The organism is Acidovorax sp. KPB24-07 (assembly GCF_057543315.1).
In genome coordinates this window covers 1-17765 of sequence record NZ_BAAJYS010000059.1, presented here as the reverse complement: position 1 = coordinate 17765, position 17765 = coordinate 1, and the positions used below count along the sequence as shown (strand labels likewise).

At 69.5% G+C, this 17765-nt stretch carries 14 protein-coding genes; 13 read left to right on the top strand and 1 reads right to left on the bottom strand.

The window, feature by feature from the left end:
- The first annotated feature begins 96 nt into the window (after positions 1 to 96).
- Positions 97 to 4002: a hypothetical protein gene (locus AC27IQ_RS09455; protein ID WP_487089316.1), complete on the top strand. Its 3906-nt coding sequence runs from the start codon at positions 97 to 99 to the stop codon at positions 4000 to 4002.
- A 195-nt stretch (positions 4003 to 4197) separates the two neighbouring features.
- Here AC27IQ_RS09455 and AC27IQ_RS09450 read toward each other — a convergent pair whose 3' ends face one another.
- The gene (locus AC27IQ_RS09450) at positions 4198 to 5781 is read right to left on the bottom strand and encodes an NEL-type E3 ubiquitin ligase domain-containing protein (protein ID WP_487089315.1); all 1584 of its coding nucleotides are present in this window, start codon (positions 5779 to 5781) and stop codon (positions 4198 to 4200) included.
- Between the two features lie 361 nt (positions 5782 to 6142).
- Here AC27IQ_RS09450 and AC27IQ_RS09445 point away from each other — a divergent pair, with 361 nt between their 5' ends.
- The 12 genes from AC27IQ_RS09445 to AC27IQ_RS09390 form a co-directional block, all read left to right on the top strand.
- Positions 6143 to 7342 carry a threonine ammonia-lyase gene (locus AC27IQ_RS09445; protein WP_284410354.1) on the top strand — a complete coding sequence of 400 codons (1200 nt, stop codon included), beginning with the start codon at positions 6143 to 6145 and terminating at the stop codon, positions 7340 to 7342.
- A 128-nt stretch (positions 7343 to 7470) separates the two neighbouring features.
- Positions 7471 to 9072, top strand: coding sequence for an OpgD/OpgG family glucan biosynthesis protein (locus AC27IQ_RS09440; protein ID WP_487089314.1), 1602 nt, complete (start codon positions 7471 to 7473; stop codon positions 9070 to 9072).
- Positions 9073 to 9155: 83 nt separating this feature from the next.
- Entirely contained in the window at positions 9156 to 9311 is a 156-nt protein-coding gene (locus tag AC27IQ_RS09435) for a hypothetical protein (RefSeq protein ID WP_272549895.1), read from the top strand.
- Positions 9312 to 9386: 75 nt separating this feature from the next.
- Positions 9387 to 10097, top strand: a complete 711-nt coding sequence (gene queC / locus AC27IQ_RS09430) for a 7-cyano-7-deazaguanine synthase QueC (protein ID WP_487089313.1) — start codon at positions 9387 to 9389, stop codon at positions 10095 to 10097.
- 214 nt (positions 10098 to 10311) lie between these two features.
- Positions 10312 to 11958, top strand: coding sequence for a long-chain-fatty-acid--CoA ligase (locus AC27IQ_RS09425; protein WP_284430385.1), 1647 nt, complete (start codon positions 10312 to 10314; stop codon positions 11956 to 11958).
- A gap of 112 nt (positions 11959 to 12070) precedes the next feature.
- Positions 12071 to 13294 (top strand): ABC transporter substrate-binding protein, encoded by a 1224-nt coding sequence (locus AC27IQ_RS09420; protein WP_272566105.1) that lies wholly within the window; start codon positions 12071 to 12073, stop codon positions 13292 to 13294.
- 36 nt (positions 13295 to 13330) lie between these two features.
- Positions 13331 to 14239, top strand: a complete 909-nt coding sequence (locus AC27IQ_RS09415; protein ID WP_317357080.1) for an SMP-30/gluconolactonase/LRE family protein — start codon at positions 13331 to 13333, stop codon at positions 14237 to 14239.
- Complete coding sequence (locus tag AC27IQ_RS09410; protein WP_487089312.1) at positions 14236 to 14991, top strand: SDR family NAD(P)-dependent oxidoreductase; 756 nt, start codon at positions 14236 to 14238, stop codon at positions 14989 to 14991. Before AC27IQ_RS09415 ends, AC27IQ_RS09410 begins: the two co-directional genes overlap by 4 nt.
- A gap of 22 nt (positions 14992 to 15013) precedes the next feature.
- Positions 15014 to 15769: an ABC transporter ATP-binding protein gene (locus AC27IQ_RS09405; protein WP_487089311.1), complete on the top strand. Its 756-nt coding sequence runs from the start codon at positions 15014 to 15016 to the stop codon at positions 15767 to 15769.
- Positions 15762 to 16481 carry an ABC transporter ATP-binding protein gene (locus tag AC27IQ_RS09400; RefSeq protein WP_487089310.1) on the top strand — a complete coding sequence of 240 codons (720 nt, stop codon included), beginning with the start codon at positions 15762 to 15764 and terminating at the stop codon, positions 16479 to 16481. The genes AC27IQ_RS09405 and AC27IQ_RS09400 overlap by 8 nt, the downstream gene beginning before the upstream one ends.
- A 34-nt stretch (positions 16482 to 16515) precedes the next feature.
- Complete coding sequence (locus AC27IQ_RS09395) at positions 16516 to 17397, top strand: branched-chain amino acid ABC transporter permease (protein ID WP_272566111.1); 882 nt, start codon at positions 16516 to 16518, stop codon at positions 17395 to 17397.
- Between the two features lie 8 nt (positions 17398 to 17405).
- On the top strand, positions 17406 to 17765 hold a 360-nt coding region (locus AC27IQ_RS09390), incomplete at its 3' end, for an ABC transporter permease subunit (RefSeq protein WP_487089309.1).

The window sequence follows — 17765 nt, the reverse complement described above, 5'->3', positions numbered from 1 at the left end:
CGGCCGCCTGGCGCGCGGCCTGGGCTGCCGCACCATGCGGCGGCATCCGCCACGGCCCGCCGTTGGCCCCTGCGCCACCCGTCCGCAAAGCGCCCCATGCACCCCATCCCCACACGCCCCTCTTCCCCGTCAGCGCGACCGAACGTTTCCGGCGAACCCGCGGCACCCGAGGCTGCAGGCCGCTCGCCTTCGCGTTCGCCATCGCCCCACCTGCGGCACGGCACGCTGTCCTCCCGACCGGCCACGCCCGCGTCGCCGGGCACGCCGATGGCGCCACGGCTCACCGAACTTGGCAGGTCCAGCTCCAGCGAACAACTGCAGGCCCTCATGCGGCAGCAAGCCAAAGAGTTCGGCATCGAGATGGATTGGGATTCGAACTCGGATTCGGATTCGGATTCCGACGCAGGCTCCGAGGCAAGCCTCGACGTCATCGTGGACGACAGTGCCCTCCACGCCGCGCGCCAGGACCGGATCGCCGAACTCACGCAGGCCCTGGCACAGGCACGCACGCCCGAAGCCTTGAACGCCATGGTGGCGCAAGCCGTGCAAACGGCGTGGCAAGCGGCGCAAAGCAGCGCACTGCCCACCGGCGCGGACATCTCCAAGGCGCTTCAACCCACTTACGACCATCGCACCAACGGCTTCATGGAGGCCAAGCAGGCCATCCGGCGCCTGGAGACGGCAGCGAACGCCTGGGAGGCCGCCGTGGAGCACCACCAGGCCGCGCTGTCTGCCCGCGACCTGCTGCTGCCCCATGCGGGCCCCGACGTGCTCGACTACCAGCTGTTGCAATGGGAGGCGGTGGCCTACCGGGTGCGCGCGCAGGAAAAAGCCCTGAGCGGTCTTTTGCTGCCGCTGCAGTTTCCCTATGCGCGAGCCGTGGGCAAGGCCCGCACCCAGAACGAGGCCGCAGGCCGCCTGCGCGAGGCCTGCGCCCTGCGCGAACGCGAGCCCCTGCACGCACTGCCCCCGAATGTGGCGGACATCGACGCGGCGCTCCGCCAGCAGCTGGCGGGCATCGGTCCGTCGATGAAGGACCTTTTGAACAACATCGGCCCCAGTGGTGAATTGAAAAGCACCGCCTCCCGTTCGGCGCCGCCGGGCAGCCATGCCCGCCAGCCCGAGGCCATGGACGAGGACGGCCTGACGCAGTATGTGCAGTCCTGCGCCGCCCTCGAAGCAGCAGCGCAGGGCTTGCTGGCCGCCTGGGCACACCCGCCCGCTGGACCGATTGCCGAGGCAGGCGAGATTGCCAAGGCCATGCTCAGCCCTCAGGCCCGGGAAACCCGTGCAGCCCTGCGGCGGGAAGCCGCACTGACCAAGGCCATCGATTCCTTGCTGGTCCGGGAGCAAAGGCTGCCAGGCCAAGCCGCCGCAGGGCAGGACACCGCGCCACAGGCGCCCTGGCTGGCCACGTTGAAGGTGTTCAACGACCTGAACCTCGCATTGCAACGCGCGGACAATGCCGAGCGCACGCTCCAGGAACATACCGCGCAGTGGAGCGCCGAACAATGCGAGACCTCGCGGAAGGTCATCAATGACCTGCAAACCCGCATCGCCACCGCCCGGGAGCACGCATCGCAACAAGGCAGCGCAGCCCTGCATCAGACGCTCGACCACCTGATTCAGCAAGGCATTGGCATGCTGCAGGGGACGCGCGGCGAAGCCGGCGACGGCCAAGCCGAAGCCCGGGCCGCGTTGCCCGGCTTGGCAGCGGCAGCACGGCATGCCCTGGCGGAGCTGAAGCAATCCAGGGTACACCCCCGCATCGCCGCCCCTTCGCTGGAGCAGTGCCGTTGGGTATGCACCGCCGTCGCTCAGGCTTGCGACGACATGGCCCAGGTTCCCGAGACGCTGGCCGAGACGCAGCAACACGCAGCACGCCTGCAGGTGGCCGAGCAACAGGCACGGCAGGCGGCCCAAGGGGCGCTGGCTCCCGCCATGCACCAGCTGGCCGACCTCTGCGAGGCTGCCCGCACGGACACGCTGACTGCGGCGGCTGGCATGCAGGCGCAGGCCGCCCGCCAACTGGAGGCACGGGCCGCCATGGAGGCGCAGGCCGCTGGCAAGCTCCAGGCGCTGCGGGAAGGCGCCCTGCAGGCAGCCATGGCGCCGGTGCTCATGGCGCTGGACCAACGGCCACGGCCTGCCGCCGATGCGCAGACCTCGCCCACCCATCCATGGCCACGCCACGGCGACGTTCTGGATCCGTTGAACCGGGGACTGCGCGCCGCGCGGGACGCGCAGGCCACGCTCGACGGCCATATCGCGTCGTGGAGCGACGAGCAGCGCCAGGAGTCGAGCGAAGCCATCGGCGCACTGAAAGCCCGCATCGCCGCTGGAGGCAAGGCCGCGCTCGAAGGCGCGATTTCCGACCTGCACCGGGCTTTCGAGACGATCTGGCGCGCCGGGGCGCAAATGCTGTCGGCAGAGCCAGCGGATGGGCCGGAAACCGCCTTGGCGCACTCGCTGGCCCACCAGGCCCTGGACGCGGCCCAGGGCTTCCACGGCGCGCTCCAAATTCCTCTTGAGGGCACGCCCCTGCTGGAGCACCAGGTGGTCGCGTTCTTCGCCAAGGCCTTCGTCCCCCTGGCCAAAGCCGGGGAAGGGCTGCGCATGCCACTGGGCACGCCAGCCGAGGCGTTGGCGCGCGCCGCCGTGCTGGAAACCGCCGCCAAGCAGGCACGGGAAGCCGCGCAAACCGGATTGACGGCCCCCCTGCAGCAGTGGGCGCTCTGGTGCGAAGGCCTGCGCACGGATGCCATCGGCGCTGCCGTGCTCCACGACATGAAGGCGATCAATGCCCTGTGCGAAGCCAGCGACGAGGCCCTTTCCGCTGCAGTGTGGCAGCTCAGCGATCGCCTTCTCGCAACGCATGAACTGGTTTTCGACCTGCCTTTCCAGCTCACGGCCGAGGGCTTGTTGACTGTGGCGGCTCCCGTGGCGCCGCCTGCCCTGCCGACGGCTGAGGAAGACCTGGACATGGCGAAGAACGCAGCCGCCATCGCGCAGCGTGCCACCGAACTGCGCGCCGGCCTGCCGAAAACGGTGCCGCCCGGTGCCCTGCCGGAGATGGCGCGAGACTACCAGTCCTCCCGCAACCGGCTCAGTGAGATGGCCTACGCGGCCCGGGTGGCCTCCGGTCTGCTGCCGCTCTTTCATGAGGCCTCGCAAGCCATCGCCCAGGCCTCCGTGGCCGAACGGCCCCGCGTGGCCAAGCAGTTCGCCAACGCCGCACTGTCCTTCCACCAGGATGCGACCGACGCCCTGAGCGATTACCTGGAAGCCAGCCTGCGCCTGCAATCGCGCAGCGACCGCCAGTCGGCCGCCATCGACGGCGCGAATGTGCGCCAGAGCGAACGGCTGGTGACGCTGATGCAGCGCAGCCTGGAGGGCCTGGGCCATCTCCTGGAGTGCCGGAAGATGGCGATCGACATCCATGCCAGACAGGCCAGCAGGCACCGCGACGTCAGGGATGGCCTGATGACCATCACCGACCGGTATGAACGGGCGACCCAGAAAATCGACGACAGCATGGAGCACCTGGCGCAGCGGCTGGACGTGGAAAGCCAACTCCCGGACTATGCCGACATCGCGAACGCGGAGAAAGCCAATGTCATGGGCGCGTTCGGCATGCTGATATGGCGGGGCAAATTCGAAAGCAGCATCGTTCAGGCCCAGCTGGCGTCCGATTGGCTGGCGAGGTTCCTGGGGCCGGACCAGCCGCTGCGCACGGCCTCGGACCTGACCGGCTGCACCGAGTTGATCGACTTGCTCCACCGCAGCCTGTCCGAGCAGAACACCTTCGCCCTCAAGCAGGTGCGCGACGACAGCAACACGCATCTGGTGCGGCAGATGCTCAAGGTCTCGCTGGATGGCATGCAACGGCTCAAGACCTTCGAAGCCCGGATCGGCGTTCTGAGACAGGCGCTGGCCACCACCGCCGCCACAGCCTCCTCCAGTGCCGCACCGCAGAAGACACGCCAACGCCGCAGACGCTGATGCTGACGGGAGACCGGTGGGCAGTCCAGCGGGCGTTGCCTTTGCCCTCCAGGGTTTGCTATAAATTTAATAGCATTGCAGGCATGTGATATCCCGGCATACCGCTGTTTTCGCTTGAAACCGGATTCGCCGGCCATTTCACGATGGACGAGGGCGCGCCAGCGGTCGTTCCGGCACCACCGCCAGGGAGAGGGCTCACCCCGGCACGCCACCCCAACGCTGCAGCAGCAACGCGTCCTCGGCAGCGCGCTGGCGTTGCATGAACTCGGCGGCGGCCACGTTGTAAGCCACGCGCTCCTGCACGTGGGCATCGCCATCGCGTGGCAGATCGCGGTCATGGAACGGGTCTTCGTCGAAAGCCGCATCGAGTGCGGCGAACGCCTCGCGATGCAGGTGCCGCATGCCGACGCGCCAGGTTTCGTTGGACAGCAGGTAGGCCGTGAGCTGCCGGTCGTCGCTTTCGGCGTCCATCACCCCCGCGGCCAGGGCCGACAGGTCGCCAGGCGTCAGCACGCTTTGCGCGGCATAGGTCATCTCGGAGGGCACGCTGTCCGGCAGCCACAGCAGGGCCTTCAGGCTGACCTTGGCGTGCAGCATGGTCTCCAGGGGTTCCCTGCGCAACTGCCGTTCCATGTCCTCGGGAATACCGGGCGTTTCCAGCGCCTGCCGGATGAAGTGGTGCACGGCCGCCTCCAGCGCTCCCAGCCGGAACTGCTGCCGCGCCCAGCCGTCCAGCCCCGCCGCATCGATGCGGCCCTCTTGCACCGCCTGGACCATCTGGTGGTTGCGCACCGCGAGCACGATGGCGGAAAAGCCTTCGGCCACGTTGTCGCCGCACGATCCGAGCGCGTTCTCGGCCATGGCCAGCACCCGCGCCCGGAGCCGGCCGTCGCGGGCGATGGCCTGGATCACCTGCGCCCCTTCCTGCAGGAGGGTGGCGCCCGGCCCGTGGGCTTTCCGCAGCGCCGGGGTGGATGGCAGCCTTCGCTCCAGCAAATGGGCGAACGCGGGCGCGTTTTCCTCGCCATCGAAGGCTTCCTGGGCTTCCAGCCAGAGCGAGAAGGGTGCCCGCAACTCGGATCGAAGGTGGGGTGGCGTGGCTTTGTGCAGGGCCCCGGCACCGATCGCCCGGTAACCCTGCTCCGCGAGGGCCACGATGCCCTCACGGGACAGCCGTTCGGCATGGTCCGGCGTGAGCGTGGCGCCGTTCTCGCCATGGGCCTGCAAGGCACGTTCGGCCGCATCGCGCAGGGGCTGCGCAAGCGATTCGTCGCCGATGACCCGCAGGAAATGGTTGAACGCCTCCCGGTATTCCGGGCCCCGCATGCGGGTCTCGCCGTCGCGGACCGCAGCCGCGCCATCGAGCGGGACGCAGGCCCGAAGCAGGGACAGGACCCGCTGGCCGGCCTGGGCCAGGCGTCCCGCATCGCGGCGGGCCCGCAGTTGCGCATTCAATACCGACATCCACAGGTTCATCTCCTGGGAGGGCGCCTGCAGGTCGGGATGCTTTCGCCACTGCGCCTCCAGGGTGCGCGCCAGACGCTGGCGCTGCGCGGGGGCCAGGGCCTTGGCGTGCAGATACTGGGCGGAGGCAGGCGCTTGCAGCCAATCCGCCCATGCCGGCAAGGGCACGGCCGGCGCCTCGGCCGTCGCGTCCGGGGTGGGCACCCAGTGTGGCTGCACGGGCGTTGCTGGCGCGCCCTGCGCTGCTCCATCGGCAGGCGCCGACGGAATTGCCAGCAACTCGCCCAGAGTGCGCCGCACGGGAAGCGGGGGCATCGGCGCGGCGGCGGTGGCCCCGGGTACCGAAGGCGCCCGCGTCGCCAAGGCCCCCGAGGGCATTCTCAACAGCGATCCGAGCGTGTGCCTCTGCGGCGGGATGACCGTCGCGGGCGCGTGATTGGCCGGCCTCTGCAGTAGCGGCGCGGCAGGCACGGACGGCGCACGGGAAGGGCCGGACAGGGGCATGGCGCAACGCGGAGTGAAGAACGCCGACATGCTGCCCGGGGCCCGGACCCGGGGCCGCCTGCGGCCCGAAGGGGCTGTGCTGGAGGCGAACCGGCCCGCCGGCGCCGCCGGTGGGTCGGCGTTGGCGTTGTCATAGCCGGCGCGCGGTCCGGCACGCGCCACAATGTCGCCCATGCTCACGCTCCAAACCATCCAGGATGCCGCCGCCCGCCTGCGCGGCCATGTGCTCGACACGCCGTGCGTGGAATCCAAGACGCTCTCGCAGATCGTGGGCGCCCAGGTGTTCCTCAAGTTCGAGAACCTGCAGTTCACCGCCTCCTTCAAGGAGCGCGGGGCCTGCAACAAGCTCAGCCAGCTGTCGCCCGAAGAGCAGCAGCGCGGCGTGATCGCGATGAGCGCCGGCAACCACGCCCAGGGCGTGGCCTACCACGCGCAGCGCCTGGGCCTGCGCGCCGTGATCGTGATGCCGCGCTTCACGCCAGGCGTGAAGGTGGAGCGCACGCGCGGCTTTGGCGCCGAAGTGGTGCTGCACGGCGACACGCTGGAGGAATCCCGCGCCCACGCCTATGCATTGGCCGAGGAGCGTGGCCTGACCTTCGTGCACCCCTACGACGACGAGGCCGTGGCCGCCGGCCAGGGCACGCTGGGCCTGGAGATGCTGCAGGCCGTGCCGGACCTGGACACCCTGGTCATCGCGGTGGGCGGCGGCGGACTGATCTCCGGCGTGGCGACGGCCGCCAAGGCGATCCGCCCCGGCATCGAGATCGTGGGCGTGCAGACCGCGCGCTTTCCGGCCATGGTCAATGCCATCAAGGGCACGCAGCATCCGCAGGGCACCTCCACGATCGCCGAGGGCATCGCCGTGGGCACGCCGGGCACCCTCACCCGCGAAGTGATCGCGCGGCTGGTGGACGACCTGGTGCTGGTGCAGGAGGGCGACATCGAGCAGGCCGTGCTCATGCTGCTGGAGATCGAAAAGACGCTGGTCGAGGGCGCCGGCGCCGCGGGCCTGGCAGCGCTCGTGCGCTACCCGGAACGCTTTCAGGGCAAGAAGGTGGGCCTGGTGCTGTGCGGGGGCAACATCGACCCGCTGCTGCTGGCCGCCATCATCGAGCGCGGCATGGTGCGCTCCGGGCGGCTGGCCCGCATCAAGGTCAGCGCGCGCGACATTCCGGGCGTGCTGGCGCGCATCACCGCCACCGTGGCCGAAGCCGGCGCCAACATCGAGGAGGTGCACCACCAGCGGGCCTTCACCATGCTGGCCGCCCAGAACGTGGAGATCGAACTCGTGCTGCAGACGCGCGGCAAGGCGCACGTGCAGCAGGTGCTGGAGCAATTGCGCGCGGCCCACATGGAGGCCGACCTGATCTGAGGCACTGAAAGGCGTCCGCTCCGAACCGCGGGTTTTTTGTAGGAGAAACGCGGTTTTTTGCCGAAATTCCCCGCCGAATACACGGCGTTGCATGGGATGGCGCGCGGTTTTCGGCACACTGCTGGCCCATGCAGCAACCAAAACGACGCCACTTCCTGCGCACCCTCGGCCGAGGCGCCGCCCTGGCTTCGGCCGGGACCCTCGGCCTGAACTGGACCCAGGCCTTCGCCACGCTCAAGCCCCTGGGCAAGCCGCAGCCCTTCGATTTCGCCGCGCTCAAGGGCCAGGCCCGCGCCCTGGCCGCCAAGGCTTACGAGCCGTACCAGGGCACCCTGCCCCCCTCGGTCACGTCGCTCGACTGGGACCAGTACCAGTCCATGCAGTTCCGGCCCGACCACTCGCTGTGGGCCGACGAGAAGCTGCGCTTCCAGGCCAAATTCTTCCACCTGGGCCTGTTCTTCAAGAAACCCGTGCACATGTACGAGCTGGCCAACGGCCAGGCGCAGGAGCTGGCCTATGACCCGGCCATGTTTGACTACGGCAAGAGCGGCCTCAAGGCCGGCGACCTGCCTGCCGACCTGGGCTTCGCGGGCTTTCGCCTGAACTTCCACACCGATCCCGTGCGCGACGTGGCGGCCTTCCTGGGCGCCAGCTACTTCCGGGCCGTGGGCGGCGAGTGGCAATACGGCCTGTCGGCGCGGGGCCTGGCCATCGACACCGGCATGCAGCGGCCGGAAGAGTTTCCCGACTTCACCGCGTTCTACCTGGAGCGGCCGGCCCCGGGCTCCAACACCGTGGTCGTGCTCGCCCTGCTCGACTCCCCCAGCGTGGCCGGCGCCTACCGCTTCGCGATCACCCCGGGCGACACGCAGGTGATGGAGATCGACGCCGCGCTGTACCCGCGCAAGGAAATCGAGCGCATCGGCATCGCCCCCTGCACCAGCATGTTCCAGCACGGCGAGAACGACCGCCGCATGGCCAACGACTGGCGGCCGGAAATCCACGACTCCGACGGCCTGTCGATGTGGCGCGGCAACGGCGAATGGGTGTGGCGCCCGCTCACCAATCCGCCGAACCTGCAGTTCAACGCCTTTGCCGACCAGAACCCGCGCGGGTTCGGTTTGCTGCAGCGCGACCGCAACTTCGACCACTACCAGGACGATGGCGTGTTCTACGAGCGCCGGCCCTCGCTGTGGGTGGAGCCCAAGGCCGACTGGGGCGCGGGTTCGATCCAGCTGGTGGAGATTCCCACCATCGACGAGACCTTCGACAACATCGTGGCGTTCTGGAACCCCGAGCGCAAGCCGAAGGCGGGCGAAGAGCTGCTGGTGGGCTACCGCCTGTACTGGGGCGCGCACCCACCGGCCCGTCCCGCGCTGGCCAGCTGCGTGGCCACGCGCACGGGCCTGGGCGGCGTGGTGGGCCAGCCGCGCAAGTACTTTTCGTGGCGCTTCGCGGTCGACTTCGCGGGCGAGAACCTCGCGGCCCTCGGCCGGGACGCCAAGGTGGAGCCCGTGATCACGGTGAGCCGCGGCAAGGTCGAGATCACGTCCGCCCGCCCCCTGGACGCCGTGAACGGCTGGCGCGCGATGTTCGACATCCGGCCCGAGGACGACAGCACCGAGCCCATCACCATCCGCCTCTTCCTGCGCGTGGGCAAGGAGCCGATCACCGAAACGTGGCTCTACCAGTGGGTGCCGCCGGCCCCTGCGGACCGCAAGCTGGTGTGACACCCGTCGAAACCCTGTGGCGGCCGCCCGGCGGCTGCCGCTAGAATTTCCATCACTTTTTGAGGCAGCCACCAGGAGAACCCATGGCCCACGACACGACCACCACCCCGCACGTTGGCGAACACCACCATGCCCCCGATGGCGTCGAAGCCGTGGTCCCGCTGATGCCCATCGTGCTGCCCGTGGTGGGCGGCGTGCTGATGTTCCTGCTGGCCTTCATCGCCATCTACATGGCCTGAGCGCCGGCCCCTCCCCTTCGCAGAGCCCCGCGCCGCGGGGCTTTTTTACGCCCACGTCCTTCAAAGGAACACACCATGAGAGCCGGCCACGCCCTGGTCCTTTTTTCCGGTGGACAAGACTCCACCACCTGCCTGGCCTGGGCACTGACCCACTTCGAGCGGGTGGAAACCATCGGCTTCGACTACGGCCAGCGGCACCACGTGGAGCTTCAGGCACGGCAGGAGGTGCTGGCCGCGCTGCGCGCCGAGTTCCCGCAATGGGCCGGCCGCATGGGCGAGGACCACATGGTCGATCTCGCGGTGCTGGGCCAGATCAGCGACACCGCGCTCACGCGCGACACCGCCATCCAGATGACCGAGGCCGGGCTGCCCAACACCTTCGTGCCCGGCCGCAACCTGCTGTTCTTCCAGCTCGCCGCCGCGGTGGGCTACCGGCGCGGGCTGCACACGCTGGTGGGCGGCATGTGCGAAACCGATTTCTCGGGCTACCCCGACTGCCGTGACGACACGCTCAAGGCCTTGCAGGTGGCGGTATCGCTGGGCATGGGGCAGCGCTTCACCTTCGAGACGCCGCTCATGTGGATCGACAAGGCCGCGACCTGGGAGATGGCGCGCCAGCTGGGCGGCGATGCGCTGGTGGACCTGATCGTGCAGCGCTCCCACACCTGCTACCACGGGGTGCGCGACACGCTGCATGCCTGGGGTTACGGCTGCGGCACCTGCCCGGCGTGCGAACTGCGCCGCGCAGGCTACTTTCAGTGGACGGGGCTGCCGCCAGGCCCTTGACGACCGCGGAGATGCGCCACTTTCCGGCCGTCTCCGCACATTCCCTGTGTCCCCACCCGGCGTCGAATGCCTCGCGACGCAAGGGTTTTCACCCAGCGCGCGGGCGTTGTTGGTCCGGAGTCGTTCTGCTAGCATCAATTCACTTACCGGCCGGCATGTAAAAAATAGATCGCTCACGGAATCAGGGCGACGCCGCAGAGAAAGAGGAAGACAAATGCAGGGTTTGATGCAATCCGGAGCACTGCTCATCTCCACGTTGCTGGAGCACGCGGCTCGCCACCACGGGGACGTGGAGATCGTCTCCCACGTCGACGCGCACACCAGCCTGCGCACCAGCTGGGGCGAAGTGGGCCACCGCGCGCGGCGCCTGGCCAGCGCCCTGCACGCCCGCGGTCTGCCGCAGGGCGCGCGGGTCGGCACGCTGGCCTGGAACACGCACCGGCACCTGGAGCTGTACTACGCGGTCTCGGGCATGGGCGCCATCCTGCACACCGTGAACCCGCGCCTGTTCCCCGAGCAGATCAGCTACATCGTCAACCACGCGGCCGACGAGTACCTGTGCTTCGACCCGGACTTCTCGCCGCTCGTGGCCCAGATCGCGCCGCACCTGCCCTCCGTCAGGGCCTACGTGGCCCTGTGCCGGCGCGACCAGTTGCCGGCGGTGGACCTGCCCGCGCCGCTGCTGTGCTACGAAGACCTGGTGGACGCGGGCGACGCCGCTTTCGCCTGGCCCGCGCTGGACGAGAACACCGCCTCGTCGCTCTGCTACACCTCGGGCACCACCGGCCACCCCAAGGGCGTGCTGTACAGCCACCGCTCGACGGTGCTGCATTCGTGGACCGCCTGCGCCACGGACGGCCTGGGGCTGGGCGCGCGCGACAGCGTGCTGCTGGCCGTGCCCATGTTCCACGTGAACGCCTGGGGCATTCCGTATGCCAGCGCCATGAGCGGCGCCAAGCTCGTGCTGCCCGGCCCCAACCTCTCGGGCGAGCGCCTCTTCGCGCTGCTGCGCGACGAACAGTGCACGCTCTCGCTGGGCGTGCCCACGGTGTGGCTGGGCTTCTTCCAGCATGCCGAGGCGTTGCCCGCCGCCGAGCGCGCGGCGCTGCGGCTGCAACGCGTGGTGGTGGGCGGATCGGCCGCGCCGCGCGCCATCATCGAGAAATTCGACCGACTCTTCGGTGCGTTCGTGATCCAGGCCTGGGGCATGACGGAGACCAGCCCGCTGGCCACCATCGGCAACCTGCTGCCCCGGCACGCGGACCTGCCCGCCGAAGGGCGCCACGCCGTGCAGGCCCGCCAGGGCCGCGCCATCTTCGGCGTGGAGATCGCGGTGTTCGACGCCGAGGGGCGCCAGCGCGCGCAGGACGACCGCACCCCCGGCGATCTCAAGGTGCGCGGGCCCTGGGTGGTGTCGGCCTACTACGGCCAGGAGCCGGGCGCGGCCCTGGATGCGGACGGCTGGTTCGCCACGGGCGACGTGGCGCTGATCGACGCCGAGGGCTACGTGCAGATCACCGACCGCTCCAAGGACGTGATCAAGTCCGGCGGCGAATGGATCTCCTCCATCGACCTGGAGAACCTGGCCGTGGGCCACCCCAAGGTCCAGGAGGCCGCGGTGATCGGCGCCTACCACAGCAAGTGGCAGGAGCGCCCCCTGCTCATCGTGGTGCCCAAGGCGGGCGAGTCGGTGAGCGGCGCGGAGATCCTCGACTTCATGAAGGACCGCATCGCGCGCTGGTGGATGCCCGACGACGTGGTGTTCATCGACGCGCTGCCCCACACCGCCACCGGCAAGCTGCAAAAGACGCGGCTGCGCGAATTGTTCCGCGACCACCGCCTGCCCACCGACGCGGCCTGAGCCCACGCCCCGCGGCCCCTGCGGGCCGCTGGCATCGCACACCCCGCGGACGGCGGGGCCCTGGATGCATCCGTCCCGACCGAAGACACGCACACACCAAGGAGACACACCCATGCCATTGCCCAGCTCCCGCCTCGCCCTTGCCGCCCTGGCCCTTGCCTGTGGCGCAGCGGCCCACGCCCAGATCAGCGACGATGTGGTGCGCATCGGTGTCATGGCCGACCAGACCGGCCCCTACTCGGGCAACGGCGGCCCCGGCTCCACGCTGGCCGTGCGCATGGCCGCGGAGGACTTCGGCGGCGCCGTGCTCGGCAAGCCCGTCGAGGTGGTCGTGGCCGACGACCAGAACAAGCCCGACGTGGGCCTGAACATCGCGCGCAAGTGGCTCGACACCGAGAAGGTGGACACCATCGTCGGCGGCTCGGCCTCGTCGATCGCGCTGGGCATCTCCAGCCTGCTCAAGGAACGCAAGAAGCCCTACCTGATCGCGGGCACGGTGAGCGCGGAACTGACCAACAAGTCCTGCTCGCCGATGAACTTCCAGTTCCTCACCGACACCTATGCGCTGCCCAAGGCCGGCGTGCAGAGCCTCATGAAGCAGGGCATCAAGAGCTTCTATTTCATCACCGTGGACTATGCCTTCGGCCAGGCCTACCAGGACGATGCGACGCGCTTCATCCAGGCCGCCGGCGGCAAGGTGGTGGGCTCGGTCAAGCACCCGCTGGGCGCCACCGACTTCTCGTCGTACCTGCTGCAGGCGCAATCCAGCGGCGCGCAGGCCATCGTGATCCTGAACGCGGGGCTCGATCTGTCGAACGCCCTCAAGCAGGCCGCCGAATACAAGATCACGCGCGGCGGCCAGGTGGTGACGGTGTTCGGCATGACGATCAACAGCGTCTCGGCCATGGGACTGGACGTGGCCCAGGGCCTGCAGCTGACGCTGCCGTTCTACTGGGACCGCGACGAGGCCTCGCGCGCCTGGGCCAAGCGCTTCATGGCGCGCAACAAGGGCGTGGTGCCCACCTACATCCACGCGGGCGCCTACAGCGCCGCCTGGCACTACCTGCAGGCCGTGAAGGCCGCAGGCACCGACGACGGCGCCAAGGTCGCGGCCAAGATGCGCGAGCTGCCCATCAACGACTTCTTTTCCAAGGACGTGAAGATCCGCGAGGACGGCCAGGCGCTGCGCACGGTGTACGCCATACAGGTCAAGAAGCCCTCCGAGTCCAAGGGCCCCAACGACTTCTACACGGTGCGCGGCGAGATCCCGCCCGAGCAGACCTGGCGCCCGCTGTCCGAGAGCAGCTGCGACTACATCAAGGCCGCCGCCAAGTAGGCCCGCGCCCGGCCGATACGCAGCCCGAGCCCTTCCATGGCCCTTCGCATCGACATCCTGGCCCCGCAGCGGGACCTGCTGGGCGAATGCCCACTGTGGGACGCGCGCACCCAGTCGCTCTACTGGATCGACGGGCGCGCCGGCATCGTGCGGCGCCACACGCCGGCCACCGGGGCCGGCGCGCAGTGGCAACTGCCCCAGCACATCGGCGCCATCGCGCTGTGCGACAGCGGCCGGCTGCTGCTGGCGCTGGAGGACGACTTCCAGTACCTGGACCCGGACACGGGCACCCTCTCGCCCCTGGGCGTGCGGGTGGCGCACGGCGCCGACCGGATGCGCCTGAACGACGGCCGCACCGACCGCAACGGGCGCTTCGTGGTCGGATCGATGACGCTGGGCCGAATGGCGCCCGAGGGCGCGCTCTACCAGCTCGGCGCGCACGCGGTGCGCACGCTGGACACGGGCATCCACGTGGCCAACGGCACCTGCTTCAGCCCCGATGGGCGCTGGCTGTACTTTGCCGACAGCCCCACGCACCAGGTGCGCCGCTACGCCTACGACCCCGCCACGGGCGACATCGGCCCGGCCGAGGTGCTGGTGGACACGCGCGCGCTGGGCTCCGTGCCCGACGGCGCCACCGTGGACGCCGAGGGCTGCCTGTGGGTGGCGCTGGTGCAGAACGGCCAGCTCGCACGCTTCACGCCCGACGGGCGGCTGGAGCGCCGCATCCAGCTGCCGGTGACCTTCGTGACCTGCCCCTGCTTCGGCGGCCCCGGGCTGGACGTGATCTACCTCACCTCCATCCGCGACAGCGGCAACCTGCTGCGCAGCGACCACCCCGACGCGGGGGCCGTGTTCGCCATCCACGGCACGGGCGTGCGCGGGCTGGAGGAAGCCCGCTTCGCCGACCTCCCCTCTCACCATTCGACAAGGACCCCTCAATGACCACCCGACGTTTCGAAGGCAAGGTTGCCCTCATCACCGGCGGTGCGCGCGGCATCGGCCGTGCCATCGCCGACGCCATGGCGGCCGAAGGCGCCGCCGTCGGCATCCTGGACCGCGCCGAGGACATGGCGCACGAAGCCGCCGAGCAGTTGCAGGCGCAGGGGCTGCAGGCCATGGCCTTCGGCGGCGACGTGGCACGCCGCGCGAGCTTCAGCGACGCCGTGGGTGCGCTCAAGGAGCGCTTCGGCCGCCTGGACGTGCTCGTGAACAACGCCATCTGGGTGCGCTACGGCCCCATCGACGCCATCACGCCCGAGATGCTCGATCGCATGGTGGGCACGGGCTTCAACTCGGTGGTCTGGGGCATCCAGGTGGGTGCCGAGGCCATGGAGGCCGGTGGCAGCATCGTCAACATCGCCTCGTCGGCCGCCTTTCTGGGCCTGCCCGAGGGCATGCTGTACTGCGGCGTGAAGGCCGGCGTGCTGGGGCTGACCCGCTCGGCCGCCGTGGACCTGGGACCGCGCGGCATCCGCGTCAACGCCATCTGCCCGGGCTCGGTGCTCACCGAGGGCGTGAAGATCAACGTTGATGCCGACAAGGCCAAGCTGCGCATCGCCAAGACGCCGATGAAGCGCCTGGGCGAGGTGGAGGACATCGCCAAGGCCGCATGCTTCCTGGCCTCGGACGACGCCAGCTTCGTGACCGGCGAGTCGCTGCTCGTGGACGGCGGCGTCACCCATGCCTTCCTCTGAGCCGCCCAACGGCCGCCCCGCCATGGACGCCCCCTTCATCCTCGAAGCCCGCCAGCTCAGCCGGCAGTTTCGCGGCTTCTACGCCGTCAAGGACGTGGACCTGCGGGTGCGCCGGCACTCGGTCCACGCCCTCATCGGGCCCAACGGCGCAGGCAAGACGACCTGCTTCAACCTGCTCACCACCTTCCTGCGGCCTTCCTCGGGCACGGCGGTCTTCAACGGCCGCGACATCTCGCGCAGCGACCCGGCTTCCGTGGCCATGGCGGGCCTGGTGCGATCGTTCCAGATCTCGGCCGTCTTCGGACAGATGACGGTGCTGGAGAACGTGCGCGTGGCGCTGCAGAAGCGCCACGGCGGCACCTTCGCCTTCTGGCGCAACGTGAAGGTCCTGCGCACGCTGGACGCGCGGGCGCTGGAGCTGCTGGAACGCGTGGGCCTCACGCGCTGGCGCGACACGCCCGCCGGCGAACTGCCCTACGGGCGCAAGCGCGCGCTGGAGCTGGCCACCACCATCGCCATGGAGCCCGAGATGATTCTGCTGGACGAGCCCATGGCGGGTCTGGGCCACGAGGACATCGGCCCGGTGGTGGCGCTGATCCGTGAGGCCGCGCGCGGACGCACGGTGCTCATGGTCGAGCACAACATGAAGGTCATCGCCGAGCTGTGCGACCGCGTGACCGTGCTGCAGGCCGGCCAGGTGCTGGCCGAGGGCAGCTATGACGAGGTCTCGCGCGACCCGCGCGTCATCGAAGCCTACGTAGGAGGTACCCATGCCTGAGGCCCACGACGCGCAGCCCCTGCTGCAGGTGCGCGGCCTGCGCGGCTGGTACGGCGAAACCCTGGCGCTGCAAGGCATCGACCTGGACGTGAACGAGGGCGAGGTCGTTTGCCTGCTGGGGCGCAACGGCGCCGGCAAGACCACCACGCTGCGCGCCATCATGGGACTGCTGGGCCGGCGCGAGGGCCGGATCACGCTGCGCGACCAGCCCACCGAGGGCCTGCCGCCCGAGGCGATCGCGCGCCTGGGCGCGGCCTACTGCCCCGAAGAGCGCGGCATCTTCGCCAGCCTTTCGACCGAAGAGAACCTGCTGCTGCCGCCGGTGCTGCTGCCCGGCGGCCTGAGCGTGGCCGAGATCTACACGCTGTTCCCCAACCTGCAGCAGCGCCGGCACAGCCCGGGCACGCGACTGTCGGGCGGCGAGCAGCAGATGCTGGCCATCGCCCGCATCCTGCGAACGGGCGCCAAGCTGCTGCTGCTGGACGAGCCCACCGAGGGCCTGGCGCCGGTGATCGTGGAGCGCATCGGCGCCACCATCCGCATGCTGCGCGAGCGCGGCTTCACCGTGCTGCTGGTGGAGCAGAACTTCCGCTTCGCCTGCGCGCTGGCCGACCGCTTCTACGTGATCGAGGAAGGCGAGGTGGCGGGCCACTTCCGCCGCGACGAACTCGACACGCAGCGCGAACACATCGAGTCGCTTCTGGGCCTGTGAGCCCTTCTTCACCCAACGCAGGACGGACAACACGATGGACGGGCTATTCGGAATCCCCTGGGCTGCACTGATCGGGCAGCTTCTGGTCGGGCTCATCAACGGCGCCTTCTACGCCCTGATGAGCCTGGGGCTGTCGATCATCTTCGGGCTGCTGCATGTGGTCAATTTCGCCCACGGCGCGCAGTACATGCTGGGCGCTTTCGTGGCGTGGGGGCTGCTCGAATACCTGGGCATCGGCTACTGGCCGGCGCTCGTCATCGCGCCGCTGGTGGTGGCGGGCTTCGGGGTCGTGTTCGAGCGCCTGATGCTGCGCCGGCTGTATGCGCTGGACCATGTTTACGCGCTGCTGCTGACCTTCGGCGTGGCGCTGCTCATGGAGGGCGCCTTCCGCCTGCAGTTCGGCGTGAGCGGCCAGCCCTACCCCAACCCGCTGACGGGCGGCATCGACGTGGGCGTGACCTTCCTGCCGCTGTACCGCGTGTGGGTGATCGCCGCAGCGCTGGCGGTGTGCCTGGGCACCTGGTTCTTCATCGAGAAGACCAAGCTGGGCGCGTACCTGCGCGCGGCCAACGAGAACGCCCCGCTGGTGCGCACCTTCGGCATCAACGTGCCCCGCATGCTCATGCTCACCTACGGGCTGGGCGTGGGCCTGGCGGGCCTGAGCGGCGTGATGGCCGCGCCGATCTACCAGGTGAGCCCGCTGATGGGCTCGAACCTGATCATCGTCGTGTTCGCGGTGGTGGTGATCGGCGGCATGGGCTCCATCCTGGGCTCCATCGTCACCGGCTTCGCGCTGGGCGCCATCGAGGGCCTGACCAAGGTCTTCTATCCCGATGGCGCGGGGGTGGTCATCTTCGTGGTGATGATCCTCGTGCTCGCCGTCCGTCCCCATGGCCTCTTCGGCCGTGCCCACTAGGAGTCGCCATGGACCTGCTGAGTCGACGCACCCACAACGCGCTGCTGCTGGCCGCCCTGGCCTGCCTGGCCGCCGCGCCGTTCGTGGTGTATCCCATGTTCCTCATGAAGCTGATGTGCTTCGCGCTGCTGGCGGCATCGGTCAACCTGCTGGTCGGCTACGTCGGCCTGCTGTCGTTCGGCCACGCCATGTTCTACGGCACCGCCGGCTACATCACCGCGCACGCGGTCAAGGTCTGGGGTTGGGAGGGCCTGAGCGGCATCGCCCTGGGCGCGGCCGCGGCCGCTGTGCTGGGCCTGCTGACAGGGCTGCTGGCCATCCGCCGCCAGGGCATCTACTTCTCGATGATCACGCTGGCCTTCGCGCAG